Source organism: Aquimarina amphilecti, from assembly GCF_900109375.1.
Lineage (GTDB): Bacteria > Bacteroidota > Bacteroidia > Flavobacteriales > Flavobacteriaceae > Aquimarina > Aquimarina amphilecti.
On record NZ_FOAB01000001.1, the window covers coordinates 770,256 to 784,516 of the forward strand.

Consider the following 14,261-nt stretch of genomic DNA (forward strand, 5'->3'; position numbering starts at 1 on the left):
AATTTAGTTAATTATTAATTCCAAAATCCTTATTGCTCTCTTCTCGGCGGTCCTTTTCTTTCTGGTTTAGGAGCTTTTTTTAATTCTTCTTTAGTAATAAACCCATCTTCATCTAAATCTATTTTTATAAAATCTCTTTCTAAAGGTCCTTTTACTTCATTCTCGGCTAGTTTTCCATCCTCATTCTCATCCATCATCTCAAAAATCTCTTCAATACTTGGACGTTCTCTTTCCTTCTTATCTTCTTTTGATTGTGCATTTGATTTACAAGAAATCACTAACAATACCCCTGTCATTAATACTCCTAAGTTTAACAAATTACTTTTCATATTTTTATGTTTTGGTTTCTTGTATAGACTTTAAATTTCGAGAAAAGTATAATGCAAAATTGAGGTTTTCTGTAAATGGGTTTAAATTTTATGTGAATGATTGTTTCCTATCTACAAACGGATTCATATCTCTATAAATTAGTATACCGTTTTGAAAACCAACTATTATATTTTCACTTAATTTGTATTATGAACAATTACAAAAGATTCTTCTTTCAAATAATTTTATGGGGAATTATTTGGTTTTTTTTATCGTTTGGTCAAAGGAATAATGAAAAGTTTCTTATTGAAAACTCTATTCTTTTTATGTTTCAGATAGGGCTTATTGCCTTGTTAGTTTTTTACACAGCAAAACAATTTCTATTTAAAAAGAAATACCTTCTTTTCTTTTTAATTTCTTTTAGTATCATTTGCGCTTCAGCACTATCATCTTCTACGATCTCATCCAATTTATCTGTTAGATTACTTCCTCCACCTAAAAATCCACGATTATTAGAGCGTCCAAGAAAAAAACCACCAAGAAAAATAAAACCTCCATCAATTTTGATGGTTCACTTTTCTAATTTAATTATTGCCTATTTGGTTGCTACATTTATTGAAACCTTTTTGTTTGCACAAAAAAAAGAGGAAGAAATGATTAGAAATAAAAATGAAAATCTTCAAACAGAACTTAAACTATTAAAATCTCAAATTAACCCACACTTTTTATTCAATTCTCTGAATAATATTTATGCACTTTCAGTAATAGATTCTGATAAGACACAGCAAAGTATTAGTTATTTATCAGACATGTTGAGATATGTACTTTATGAATGTGATCGTCCTTTTGTTAGCATTCAAAAAGAAATAACCTACATTAAAAATTACATAAAATTGTTTTCTTTAAAAAACAGCAAACCATATGAAATCACAACTCAATTTAATGTTGATGATAATTCCGTTCTTATAGCGCCAATGTTATTCATACCATTCATCGAAAATGCATTTAAACATAGTAATATAGAAAAACCAGGATCCTTTATAAAAATCAAGGTTATTTCTGATACAGCTGACATCAACTTTGAAATTGTAAATAGTATTCCTAAAGAGAAGATAGAAAAAGATAAAATTGGCGGAATTGGTCTAGAAAATGTTAAGAAAAGATTAAGTATATTATATCAAGAAAAACACCAGTTAATGATTACGACTGATAATAATAATTTTACCGTAAAACTAAATATAAAATTGGACGATCATGCATAGGTGTTTAATAATCGATGACGAAGAACTAGCTAGAACACTTCTAAAAACTTACATAGATCGCCTAGATTATCTAGAAATAGTCGCTTCATTAGAAAACCCACTTGAAGCAATTAATATTCTAAAGAACGAATCTATTGATGTTATATTCCTAGATATACAAATGCCAGAGTTAAAAGGGACAGATCTTGCTAAAATAATACCTTCTACAACACAAATAATTTTTACAACTGCTTATTCTGAATATGCATTAGAAGGTTTTGAATTAAATGCATTAGACTACTTATTAAAACCTATTACTTTTGATAGATTTTTAGCCGCTATACAAAAAATAAAGAAAGAGAAACTAATAACCAGTACAGAAGATAAAATCACCGTTAAATCAGGATATGACTTGCATAAAATAAAGTACAGTGATGTTTTATATATAGAAAGTGATAGTGAATATGTTATTTTCCACACTAATCGTAAAAAAATAATGAGCCATCAAACACTAAAATCGCTAGAGGAAAAATTACCCGAAATGTTTATGAGAGTACATCGCTCATTCATAATAAATAAAAACTATGTTACCGCACTCAAGGGAAAAGATCTGTTTTTAACTGATATAAAGATACCAGTAAGTTCTAGTTATTATGATTTAGTTAAAAATCTATTGTTTTGAATATGAACTAGTTCATTCGTTTTATTACCGCCTATCAGTATTGGCATTTATTTAACTCTAAAGGAATTTCATTTTTATTATTTTGTGATCAATGATATATTCATAAATCACTCATCATGAAAACACTTATCACTTTAATTATTACATCAATTCTTTCTTTTTTAGTTAGTCAAGTTCAGGCTAACCCTTCCTTAAAAAAAGATTTTAAGATTGGTGATCCAGGCATCGCATCAATCCATAAAATGACTTTTGGGCCTGCAGGAATTTTATTCATTGGAGATAGTAAAGCAGCTCAAGTCGTAGCAATTGATTTTAGCGAACATCCAACATTAGACAACTCTAAAGTAAAATTAGACAATCTAGACAAACTGATTTCCGATATGATGGGAACCACCATTGATCAAATCCAAATCACGGATATGGCGGTTAACCCAGCTAATAACAATATTTATCTTTCTATTAATCACAGCTCAGGAGTACCCATACTATTAAGAGTTGAAGATAATGTTCTAAAACAAGTGCCTCTAGACAATGTTTCTTTTAGTAAAACCACATTGCTAGACCCAATATCTGAAGAAGCAAAAGACAAAAGAGGAAGAAAATTAAGAAAATGGGCGGTAGCAGATATTAAATATATAGATGGAAAATTATTATTGTCTGGATTAAGTAATAAAGAATTTGCCTCTACATTTAGGTCTATTGATTTTCCTTTTGGAGACACACAAGATTATAGCTCTTTAGAAATTTACCATGCAGCACATGGAAAATATGAAACACACGCTCCAATTAAAACCTTTATTCCAACTACTATTAATGGAAAATCTCAAGTGCTTGCGGGTTACACCTGTACTCCATTAGTTATTTTTCCTATGAATAAAATCAAATCAGGAGAGCATCATAAAGGTAGAACAGTTGCTGAACTAGGAAGCGGTAATTCTCCTATAGATATGATTGAAATCGAAAATGAAGGAAATCGATATCTATTAATTGCAAATAGCAACAGAGCTTTGATGAAAATGGATTTTAAAGATTTAGAAGCTTATCAAGGTTCACTTACTAAACCAGTCGTAAAAAAGGGAGCAGCTGAAGGTGTTGAATATGTAAATCTGCCATATGTTAATGTACAGCAATTAGATAGAATGGGAGATAATGGTTTTATCATTATCCAAAGAGAATCTAGCGGTAACTTAGCTCTTAAAACGGGTAATAGTTGGTGGGTAAAATAATATAAAGATTACCCTTTTTAACATTGATTTTTTATTTTGAAGTACCTTTTTAGCGCCCTATTAATAGTTGTTGGTTATGGAATGTTTGGTCAAACATCTCAAAATTTTACTTTTAATAAAAATGAAGTTATCATATCAAAAGATATATCCGAAACTAAAAATATTATTGTATTCAATGGAGAAGTAACCGAAGAGGAAACATCCAGTTCTACTCCTATTTTAGGAAAGATCAAAGAAAAGGAAAATACGGTGTATTTTATTCCATTAGTTCCTTTTGGATGGAATCAAAAATACACCGTATTCTATAATCATACTATACGATACTTTTCATTACCAATTCCTAAAGATTATGAATCCTTAAAAATATCAAAGATATTTCCAAGCGCATCTCGCCTACCATCTAATATTTTAAAATGGTATATAAAATTTTCCAAACCAATTAACAAAAACAATATTTACAAATATATTCGGTTCGTCAGTGATTCTGGTGATACTATACCTAGAGCCATACTACCATTAGAGAATGCATTAATCTCCGATGACGGGACTCTTTTAACTATTTGGGTCGAACCTGGAAGACAAAAACGCAATCTTATTCCTAACAAACAATTAGGTTCTGTTTTTAGCAATAATAAAAAGTATCAATTGGTTATTTCAAAAGAAATCAAAGATACTAACGGGGTTTCTATGCTAGAAGATTTTTATAAGCAATTTATAATTATTAATGCAGATCGAAACAAACCAAATATTCGTAATTGGCAAATTAAGATTCCCATTGCTGATTCTATGTCTGATTTACTAATCTATTTTGAAGAATCAATAGACTACGGAAGTAGTATTGATAATATATTAATACTAGATGATAAGGGACAATCAGTTAAAGGTGACTGTACATTATTAAACGAAGAAAAGATATTCTCCTTTAAACCCAAAAAACAATGGAAAAAAGGGAAATATGAAATCTATTTTGATTCTGCAATTGAAGATTTAGCAGGAAATAACTTAAATCGTTTATTTGACGACGAAATTCACAATACTTCGAAAATAATTACTCCTTCCCAAAATCATAAATTAGAATTTATCATAAAATAAAAAAAGACAGTATACACTGTCTTTTTTATCACTAAGTAGGATTTAGATTCTCAATAGTAGTTTTGAGACGAATTAGGGTCTTAATTATGAGCTAGTAAAACGAAAGAATTACCAGACACTGGTGACACATTATAACTTTTTACATTTTTAAGTGTCTTCATATATTTTTCAGCTTCTATAAAAGCGAGTTCTAAAGGACTTGTTGTTGATTTTTCATTCAACGTAATTGTTTTAGAAATTAGTTCGCCGTTTGTGTATTCAATTGTAATCTTCCATCTTTTTACAGAATGAAAATTTCTGGATATTAAAGAATTTTCTTCTTTAACACTCTCCTTCTCTTTTTTAGTTTTTTCCTTTTCATTTATTGGTTCGGTCGCAGCATAACCGATAGATACACAAAACAATGCAGTAATAAGTAAGAGTTTCATAGGTGATGATTTTTGGTTTGGACGAATATACATATATAATTTGATTAATCAAATATATTTTTAATAAAATTTTATTTGATTATTAAAAAAACACATGTATATTTGAATTATGATAAATAAGAATTTAAAGAAGCTTCTGAAAAAAAGTAAAGGAGCTAAAACGGTATATGGAATTTCCAAAACATTAGGAGTAAGTCCGCAAGCAGGAGACTATGTTGTAAAGCGTAAAAATCTAGCTAAAGACTTCGAAAGACTTCAAAAAATTGCAGATTATATGGAAGTAGATATAAAAGATATTATAGACAGAAAATATTAAGTAACTCTCCTTTTAACACTTCACTATTACTAAAAATCAAGCATCTATAATACTTTTTTATTATTGTAATTTGTATTCGAATCTTTCCTGAAATTAGCAAACAGTATATAGTTAATTGAATAAATAGAAATTAAAACCAAACTTTATACTTATATTCCCAACACAAAACAACTTATACAACATACTTTTTAAATGAGATTAACCTTCATTATTTTCATTTCTTGTTTATTATACAATTCATCTATTACTCCCGAAACATACGTTGGAAAGTGGCAAATAGAAGGAGGATCAATTATAGAAATTTACAAAAACAAAAATCTTTTTTTTGGAAAAATAAATCAGCGAGCAAAGAATCCTATATCTAATTTTAATGGCCTTGATAATAAAAATCCTGATGAAAAATTGAGACAGCGTCCTTTATTAGGAATGGATATTCTTAATAACTTAAGTTTTGAAGACGGAGAATTAGATGGTGGAACAATTTATAATGCGGATAGCGGAAAAACATACACTGTAAAGGTTTGGATTGATCCAGATAACAAAGACAAATGTTACATAAGAGCCTATAAAGGGATTTTATTTAAAACTTTTGAGGCGGTACGTGTAAAAAATTAAATCTCTTATTAAATATAGATTCTTATACATCATACGCATTGGAGTTACAACAAAAAACATCCACAAAATGGATGTTTTTAATAATTGAATTTATGCAGTATAACAACTGCTCTAAGGGTAAACACAGATTTTTTTATTAAAAAATCAAACAGATTAAATTATGAAATAATGCAATCTGCTTGATTTAACATTGTACACAGTCTTCTTTTTGATAAATAACTCTTAAAGAGATCAAGTACACATACTAAAAGGGGGAGTTCGAATTAATTGGGGCTTCTGATTGGGGCCTGAAATCATTTTATTCTTGCACAATTATTTATTTTTCTTCTTCTATTTTGTCTAATGCTTTTTTTAATCTATCTATTTGCACACTAGTAAATTCTGCTCTTAAATACGGTCTTATTTGACTCATAATATTTCCCTCTTCTGGGTAATGAAATAATCCTAAAGCATGACCTATTTCGTGTGGAGCTGTTGATGTAAATAAAAATTCATCTGTAATTAAAGCTCTCTTATCTTTTCCTATTCCAGCTATAGCCACAGTGTTAGATCTTTTCATAACAAAAACGTTTATTCTATCCTCTCGATAAAAATCTTGCGTCTCCTGCAAAAAAATACTAGACTCTCGTCCTCTGTTATCTTTTAAATCATATAATTCATCACTATTTAATGTTTTTACATCACCTTTTTCTAATCCTATACCATATCTATGAAAAAAACTGCCATTCAGATTAGCTATAAAATCTGATTCATTCAAGTTATAAGAAGATTTACCTGAAACTCCCGATGGTTGGACATATATAATATCAACTTTTATGGTTTTCTCTAAATTGTCGGAAAAAATTTGTTCTATTTGATAAGAAGCGGAATCATCTTCTGCCGCACAAGAAACAAAGATCGATAACACAAATAATAACTTTAATAATTTCATGGCTTGTTGTTTTTTTTTGATTGTTGATATTAAACTCCAAATAAATAAGTAAGCTAATTCTTACTTCTATTCATTAAATTAAAATGAGTATAATTTCCTTACGTAAATAAGCCTTTACTAAGATTTTACTAGCTATAAATAAAAATCGCTTGTAAACTATAATTATATGTTTGTGTGAATGAGTGTGATAATCGATCAATCCAAAGATAGAGAATATAAACACTCATTCATGGGGGTATTTTCCCCTATATCAAACAATTAACCTCATGACAAATAGAGTGTTAAATGATTTTTTAACAAAAACAAAGTGTTAACAAAAAACAAAGAAATTTTGAACTTATAATTCTCATAAACCTTATGTAGTAAAGGTTAAGGCATATTAACAGTTAAAATGTTAAAATTTTAGTATTACGGCTTAACCGTAAACATGTTGCAGTAAAAGTAAAACAAACCCAAAGCCTCGTATTTAGCTACTTTAACACTAAAAAAAACAAAATTTAACAAAATTAACATTGCATTTAAACGGTATTAAATGTGATTTGAACGAAATTAGCTGATATTTCATCTAAATATTATGGAGAAAAACCATAAAAAAGCTTTAGAACCGTAACTAATTATTAAAAATAACACGAAAATACTTTCGTGTTGTCTAGGATAAATAACTCTAAATGAATCAACATACACTATACATTTATAAAAAATCGTTTTGAATATCACTATATTTGAAGCTATAATATAGAAGCCAATTGCATCCAAAAAACTCTCATAATTCTTCTTATAATTTTGAAGAACTCACTAATAGTAATCCTAAATTATCGGATTATTTAATAACTAATTCTTTTGGTAATTCTAGCATTGACTTTTCTAACAGTGAAGCTGTTATTGAGTTAAATAAAGCTATTCTTAAACATCAATATCAGATAGAAAGCTGGAATGTTCCAAAAGGATATTTATGTCCTCCAATTCCTGGAAGAGCAGATTATATACATCATATTTCTGATTTACTAAGTAATGACATCGATAATCCTAATATTAAAGGTTTGGATATTGGTGTTGGAGCCAATTGTATTTATCCAATTTTGGGAACTAGAATACACGGATGGACAATGGTTGGATCAGATATTAGCTTACAAGCCATTTCTTACGCTCAAAAAATAATAACGTCTAACTCAAATTTAATTAACAATATAGAAGTTCGGCATCAGAAAGATAATGCGAACATATTAAAAGATATTATTCTTCCTGATGAGTATTTTCATTTTACCATGTGCAATCCGCCATTTCATTCTTCTGCTGAAGAGGCAAAAAAAGGTACACAACGAAAATTGAAAAACCTGTCTAAATCGGATAAAACTATTATTCCATTAGAATTAAATTTTGGTGGACACGCTAATGAACTATGGTGTAATGGTGGTGAATCTTTATTTATCAAAAGAATGATTAAACAAAGTATAGGTTTTAAAAAACAAGTAGGTTGGTTTACCTCATTGGTATCCAAAAAAGAAAACTTACCTAAGATTTATAAACAACTTAATAAATTGAACACCATCCATAAAACCATAGAAATGTCACAAGGAAACAAAAAAAGCCGTTTTATAGCTTGGAAATTCACTAAAGAATAACATTAATAAACTATTATATAGACTATTCTGGTGGTCTACCATGGATTTCTTCAAACATAGTATCAAAATTCTCTCTTAAATACGAATTAAGCTTCTTCCTGTAGTCATCCTTTAACCATGATAAAAAGTTATGCGTACTTCTACTAATACATTTTGCATAGCTCTGAATTCTATGATCAATATCATCTCCTAGCATCTTTGCTAATGCGATAGCATCATATACATCCTCACTATTTTCTATACAAATTTTAGCATGCTGCGCTATTGATCTCTCTAACACGACTTTAGAAGACTCTCCTTTTCTAACAGAATCTAGGTACGTTTCTTTGATATCAAAATACACCTCTTCAGAATTAGCGAATTCTACTCTCAGCTCCTCCGGCATTTCATGTTTAAACTTGCCTTCGATATCTTCATCATTGAGCAACTTATCCATATAATAATCTGGAGAATTAAATATTTTCTGCCAATCTAAATCTGCTCCCCAAGGACCAAATCGATGATAATTGTTACCCAAATCAATTACATTGAATGTAGATTTATTCTTTAAGATACGAGAACCACGACCAATCATTTGATAATATAATGTCAATGATTTTGTTGCACGATTTAAAATAATCGTATCTACAGTTGGTTCATCAAACCCTGTAGTTAGAATGCTTACTGAAGTTAAAATAGCATCAGGCGTTTCTTTAAACCATTGAAGTATCTGCTTTCTTTGCTTTTTGGTAGCCGTATTATCTAAATGTGCTATTGGATATCCCGCAGATCTAAAAGTATCATATACGTGCAATGAAGTATTGATACCATTATTAAAAATTAGAGTTTTCTTTCCTTTAGAATGTTTTTCATATGCCTGAAGTAATTGACTAAGCATATTACTATTAGTATATAAATCTTCAGATGATTTTACAGTATAATCCCCATTAGACCCTACCTCTAGTGATGTTAATCCCATGTTATAAGCAAACACCTCAGCACGAGCTAAAAATTCATTTTCTATTAAAGACTCTATCGTTTCTCCAACAATTAACTCATCGTAATTGTCTTTCATCGGTAGCTTTATATTAGAACTTAATGGTGTTGCGGTAACTCCTAAAATAAATGACCTTTCAAAAAACTTAAATAACTTAGTAAATGAATTATAGTGAGCTTCATCAATAATTACTAACCCTATGTCAGAGATATCCAATTTATCTTCATTTAACCTATTATTTAAGGTTTCCACCATTGCTACAAAACAACTATAGTTTTCTTGATCATCTAAGTTTGCTTTGCTGTCAACTACTTTATTATCTACACCAAAACCTGTAAGCATATTTGATGTTTGCTTACATAGCTCTATTCGGTGTGTCATCACTAATACTTTTCGATTATGATGCTTTAGATATTGTCTAACAATTTCAGAAAAAATAACTGTTTTACCACCACCAGTAGGTAATTGATATAAAAGATGGTAATCTTCTCTAGCATCCTCAAAACTTTTAAAAATTCTATTTATAGCTCCTTTTTGGTAGCTATATAGATCTTTTCCTGTTTTCTTTTCTTGTAATTCTGTAGTTGACTCCGACATATTTTCTCATTTCTAGGGCTGCAAAACTAATTCCTTTTATGCATTTTTGCAGAATATTTATCATAAAATATGTCATTATTTTTTTACAATTCGTTGTTAAACAAATAAAATTGGATATCCTGCACACTTTATTCTGTTAATAATTTCACTTCAAAATGTATTTCATCCGAAATTAAATTATCTTTTAAATTATCGAAAATACTACCTGAAGCATATGTTATATTCCATCTAATTCTATCAATAATGAATTTTGAAATAAAAGACAATTTACCATCATTGTAAGTTATGCTTGCCTCAAACTCTACAAGTTGTTTTACATCCCTTATCGTTAAATCAGCTGTTATTAAAGCATTTGAATCATCTTTGTAATCAATATTTACAATAGAAAGTTTAGCAACTGGGAATTTTTCTGTGTCAAAAAAATCTGAATTCTTTAAATGGTCCACCAACATTTCACTATATCCTCCATCTATATTTGCAATAGTATTCATATTAATAATAAACTCTCCTCCTGTAATCCTATCTTTCTCCTTAAAAAATTCACCACTAATAAAATCTACTGTTCCATAATGACCACTAGTATGAAGTTTATTAAATCCCTCCCACCTTAACGTACTATTTTCCTTATCTATTTTTAAAATATTACCATTAGTAATTTCTGAAGCTATTTTTTTTTCTACAATACCAATTAATTCTATATCATAAAGTAATGTAGAATCAGGGTGAGGAAATGTAACCTTTCCCATTCTCTTACTTAACGACGGAGGCACAATTAGCTTCCTTATCTCTCCTTTTTTCATTCCTAACAGCCCTTCATCAACTCCTTTTATCACTTGATTACCACCAACTAGAATCTTTAAAGGTTCTTCTCTATTTCTCGAAGTATATACTATAGAATCATTTGTGTATTTAGTCGTTTCATGGATAAGAACTTCTTGTCCATTCTCTACAATAGGTCCGGAACCATCTTTGACTACTTTATATTGAAGTCCAGAATCAGTCACAATAAAGTCTGTTTTACCAGAACATCCATAAAACACTATAAACACGAATGCGCTCATATAGATTTTAACAGTATTAATACTTAAATTATTACGTTGAATTCTTACATTAGTTTTCATTAATTTTTGTTTTTAATTTTACTCAAACGAAAATAATTCTGGACATACGCTACTTTGCTAAATCAATTGTAAAAAAGTGTATATCAATTGTAAATTTTCCGTTATTTGTAAATAACTGGTCATTTTATGAAAAATAAAGTCAAAATATTAGCCACTACTCTTGTTGTATTAATAGCGCTATTTTCAATCCATAGTTTTTCTTCAAAAGAAGTTTCCTTTTATCCTGAAAAAATAAAAATCGCATTAAGAAGTGTTGGTAATGAACTTTTATTAAAAAATAATGATGCTACTTCTCTTGTCCTACCAGTAAAAGAAATATCTGATCAAACTTTCGAAGTATCCTTTCAAAAAGAAATCTTTATCAATCCTGAAATATTAGCAGAGACTATAGATGCTGAATTTAAAAAAACAGGAGTTCCTTATGATTATATTACTGAATTAATTAACTGTAAAACTAATGAAGTATCCTATAGTTATGAAGTATTGGGCCCTTTTAAGGATAATGAAATTTCATGTTTAGGCAGGAATTTACCAAAAAGCTGTTATACTATTAAGGTAATTATACTCAATGAAAATACTTCGGCTTTATATAGTGCAATGGGTAGCACTAACACTCTTTATTTTATTATTATCGTTCTGACACTAATAACCGGATTCACTTTATTTAAAAAGAAGTCTGAAGAAAACATTTCAGATATTTCTTCTAACGAAATCATTTTAGGTAAACATATTTTTTATCCTGATCAACAAAAATTAAATATTGATAAGAATGAAATTTCTTTAACCGCTAAAGAAAGTGAACTTCTTGCTATTTTTGCGCAGCATCCTAACAAAATTGTAAAAAGAGAACTTCTTATTAAACAAGTTTGGGAAGATAATGGTGTAATTGTTGGAAGAAGCCTAGATATGTTTATTTCTAAATTGCGTAAAAAACTAGTTAATGATTCAGAAGTAAAAATTACGAATGTCCACGGAGTAGGTTATAAATTGGAAATAAACACATCTAATTAAATCAATAAGAACGTTTTTTTGAAAGATTTCTTTACATTCCTAACATACTCTGGGATTAGTACTATTTTTTTTCTAATGTTACTATTAAGTCGCACTTGGAAAAAACGTGAGGCAAACAGACTTCTTGCTAGTATCCTTTTGGGCTTTTTATTTCTATTTCTAACCTATGCTTCTTCATATTTAAACTGGAATTTTCTTCTTACTGTCATATCTCCTATTGGTTTTATTTCACCTTTTGCATTAGGCCCTTTAATTTTTCAATACATCAAAACAATTTATACGTCCAGTATTGATATAAAAAGATTCAGATATAATTTACTACCATTTGGGATCGCTTTTATTTTTTATAGTATACCTCAATATATTCTAGGGTTACCCATAGATAATGAAATAACCATTTTCGCAATGGTTTCTATCATTATTCCATTTTTAGGAATATTGCATCTATCCTACTATCTCTTTATCAGTAACAAATTATTGAAACGTTTTAAAAAACTAGTCAAAAATAATTATGCCAATATAAAGAGATTAGACCTAGAATGGTTGTCGATATGGATTAGAGGGTTCATTGTTTTTCTATTAATAGATCTAATTAGCGGAGTAATAATCATTACTTATCCAATTCAACCTGTTTTCATATACATCAATCTCTTCTACCTAGTATTATTAATTTGGTATATTGGGTATTTTGGCATCAATCAAACTCAAGTCTTTTTGGTTAATGAAATATCACAAAGCTCAATTAAAAATTCAATAAATAAAACTAAATCATTTTTTAATTGTGAATCAGAAGAACTTATAAACCTAAAATCACAATTACAGATCAAGTTTAAGGAAGAAGAACTTTTTAAACAACAAGATCTTTCTTTAAAAAAAACTGCAGACATCTTACAAGTTTCTGATAAAAAACTATCGTATTTACTAAATATCTGTTTGGATTCTAATTTTTATGAATACGTTAATACATATCGCGTAACTTATTTTAAAAAACAATTAGAAGAAGGTGCTGCCGATAAACTAACCTTACTTTCTATTGCATTTGATTCTGGATTCAATTCCAAAGCCACTTTTAATCGTGTTTTCAAACAACAAGTCGGTATGACACCTATAAAATTTAAAAAGGAATTCGAGAAAGAGTCTCAAAGCTTCCAATGAGTCGATTTAAACATTGTTTATCTATTTATTTGCCTAACATTTAATCAGATAAATATATATCATGAATACAACTGATCGCAATCAAACTGTAGTGTCAACAAGTATAACTTCGTCTCTAAAACCAAAACAATATATTTTATTAGTTCTGGGTATCTCTTGGACATTTGGATTCTCTACTACTACCCTTTTAGATTTCTCTGACCCAATTATAAATACTCTTATAACATTTACCTACGCATTCATACCTGCTGTTATAGCAATAATTATTAATAAAAAAGAAGGTGGTACTTGGAAGGATTTAAAGTTTTTTAAGCCATCTTTCAAAAGTGCTTTTTATGCATTTATAATTCCAATTATTTATTTCTCTACTATTATTGGTTTACAAATATTCTTAGAGATAAGAACAATAAAAAGTTTGGATCAGATTGGTCAAACTCCATTAACATTAGCTCTTTTGTTAATAATTGGATATCCAATTACAGCATTCCTTATCCTTGGTGAAGAAGTTGGATGGAGAGGATACCTACAAGAAAAGGTAATCAATAGTTTTGGAGCCTTTTATGGAATATTACTTCTCGGATTGGTCTGGGGTATTTGGCATATGCCTATCGCTCTTCAAGGTTATAATTTTCCTAATCATCCATATATGGAGGCTTTTATAACCTACCCTTTAGTAGGCATAGCACTTTCCCTCATTATAGCATATCTAGGTTTTAATCGTTATTCTATTTTTATTGGAGTACTCGTTCACGCTAGTAATAATCACTTCGGAGGGACATTAATTGCTATAACTGATACTAATGATGAATTTACTTACGCAATGATTTTTAATATTTTCTATGTAATCATCATATTAGTATTTGGGTACTTATGGAAGAAAAAAACATTTACAAATACAGAAATTTAAAATTATAACAGGATATCTTCTTAATATCTAAA

15 protein-coding genes are annotated in these 14,261 nt (G+C 28.9%); 10 read left to right on the plus strand and 5 right to left on the minus strand.

Translation table 11 applies throughout. The annotated features are described in order from the left end of the window. Positions 1-29: 29 nt before the first annotated feature. Entirely contained in the window at positions 30-329 is a 300-nt protein-coding gene (locus BMY33_RS03380; protein ID WP_091405579.1) for an EF-hand domain-containing protein, read from the minus strand. 189 nt (positions 330-518) lie between these two features. Between BMY33_RS03380 and BMY33_RS03385 the strand changes: the two genes are divergently transcribed. From BMY33_RS03385 to BMY33_RS03400, 4 genes are all read left to right on the plus strand, one after another. Continuing rightward, positions 519-1,571: a sensor histidine kinase gene (locus BMY33_RS03385; RefSeq protein WP_091405582.1), complete on the plus strand. Its 1,053-nt coding sequence runs from the start codon at positions 519-521 to the stop codon at positions 1,569-1,571. Further along, a complete protein-coding gene (locus BMY33_RS03390) occupies positions 1,564-2,232 on the plus strand; it encodes a LytR/AlgR family response regulator transcription factor (protein ID WP_091405586.1) in 669 nt (222 codons plus the stop codon). The genes BMY33_RS03385 and BMY33_RS03390 overlap by 8 nt, the downstream gene beginning before the upstream one ends. A 116-nt stretch (positions 2,233-2,348) precedes the next feature. Beyond that, the gene (locus tag BMY33_RS03395) at positions 2,349-3,458 is read left to right on the plus strand and encodes a hypothetical protein (protein ID WP_091405590.1); all 1,110 of its coding nucleotides are present in this window, start codon (positions 2,349-2,351) and stop codon (positions 3,456-3,458) included. 36 nt (positions 3,459-3,494) lie between these two features. Further along, positions 3,495-4,550 (plus strand): Ig-like domain-containing protein, encoded by a 1,056-nt coding sequence (locus BMY33_RS03400; protein ID WP_091405595.1) that lies wholly within the window; start codon positions 3,495-3,497, stop codon positions 4,548-4,550. Between the two features lie 80 nt (positions 4,551-4,630). On the opposite strand, the gene BMY33_RS03405 is transcribed toward BMY33_RS03400, so the two are convergent. Further along, positions 4,631-4,978 carry a hypothetical protein gene (locus BMY33_RS03405; RefSeq protein ID WP_091405599.1) on the minus strand — a complete coding sequence of 116 codons (348 nt, stop codon included), beginning with the start codon at positions 4,976-4,978 and terminating at the stop codon, positions 4,631-4,633. A 109-nt stretch (positions 4,979-5,087) separates the two neighbouring features. Between BMY33_RS03405 and BMY33_RS03410 the strand changes: the two genes are divergently transcribed. Both BMY33_RS03410 and BMY33_RS03415 read left to right on the plus strand, forming a co-directional pair. Beyond that, positions 5,088-5,294, plus strand: a complete 207-nt coding sequence (locus tag BMY33_RS03410) for a hypothetical protein (RefSeq protein ID WP_091405602.1) — start codon at positions 5,088-5,090, stop codon at positions 5,292-5,294. A gap of 192 nt (positions 5,295-5,486) precedes the next feature. Further along, the gene (locus tag BMY33_RS03415; RefSeq protein WP_091405605.1) at positions 5,487-5,909 is read left to right on the plus strand and encodes a DUF2147 domain-containing protein; all 423 of its coding nucleotides are present in this window, start codon (positions 5,487-5,489) and stop codon (positions 5,907-5,909) included. Between the two features lie 316 nt (positions 5,910-6,225). Here BMY33_RS03415 and BMY33_RS03420 read toward each other — a convergent pair whose 3' ends face one another. Beyond that, positions 6,226-6,840 (minus strand): matrixin family metalloprotease, encoded by a 615-nt coding sequence (locus BMY33_RS03420; RefSeq protein WP_091405607.1) that lies wholly within the window; start codon positions 6,838-6,840, stop codon positions 6,226-6,228. A 746-nt stretch (positions 6,841-7,586) separates the two neighbouring features. Between BMY33_RS03420 and rlmF the strand changes: the two genes are divergently transcribed. Continuing rightward, positions 7,587-8,462 carry a 23S rRNA (adenine(1618)-N(6))-methyltransferase RlmF gene (gene rlmF / locus BMY33_RS03425; protein WP_091405610.1) on the plus strand — a complete coding sequence of 292 codons (876 nt, stop codon included), beginning with the start codon at positions 7,587-7,589 and terminating at the stop codon, positions 8,460-8,462. 22 nt (positions 8,463-8,484) lie between these two features. Here rlmF and BMY33_RS03430 read toward each other — a convergent pair whose 3' ends face one another. Together BMY33_RS03430 and BMY33_RS03435 are read right to left on the minus strand one after the other, a co-directional pair. Beyond that, positions 8,485-10,035 (minus strand): DEAD/DEAH box helicase, encoded by a 1,551-nt coding sequence (locus BMY33_RS03430; protein ID WP_091405614.1) that lies wholly within the window; start codon positions 10,033-10,035, stop codon positions 8,485-8,487. 128 nt (positions 10,036-10,163) lie between these two features. Then, positions 10,164-11,156 carry a YceI family protein gene (locus BMY33_RS03435; RefSeq protein ID WP_091405618.1) on the minus strand — a complete coding sequence of 331 codons (993 nt, stop codon included), beginning with the start codon at positions 11,154-11,156 and terminating at the stop codon, positions 10,164-10,166. A gap of 126 nt (positions 11,157-11,282) precedes the next feature. On the opposite strand from BMY33_RS03435, the gene BMY33_RS03440 reads away from it, so the two are divergent. From BMY33_RS03440 to BMY33_RS03450, 3 genes are all read left to right on the plus strand, one after another. Beyond that, positions 11,283-12,167 carry a winged helix-turn-helix domain-containing protein gene (locus BMY33_RS03440; RefSeq protein ID WP_091405621.1) on the plus strand — a complete coding sequence of 295 codons (885 nt, stop codon included), beginning with the start codon at positions 11,283-11,285 and terminating at the stop codon, positions 12,165-12,167. A 75-nt stretch (positions 12,168-12,242) separates the two neighbouring features. Continuing rightward, complete coding sequence (locus tag BMY33_RS03445) at positions 12,243-13,322, plus strand: helix-turn-helix domain-containing protein (RefSeq protein WP_139195577.1); 1,080 nt, start codon at positions 12,243-12,245, stop codon at positions 13,320-13,322. Positions 13,323-13,383: 61 nt separating this feature from the next. Beyond that, positions 13,384-14,229 (plus strand): CPBP family intramembrane glutamic endopeptidase, encoded by an 846-nt coding sequence (locus tag BMY33_RS03450; RefSeq protein WP_091405626.1) that lies wholly within the window; start codon positions 13,384-13,386, stop codon positions 14,227-14,229. Positions 14,230-14,261: the final 32 nt, after the last annotated feature.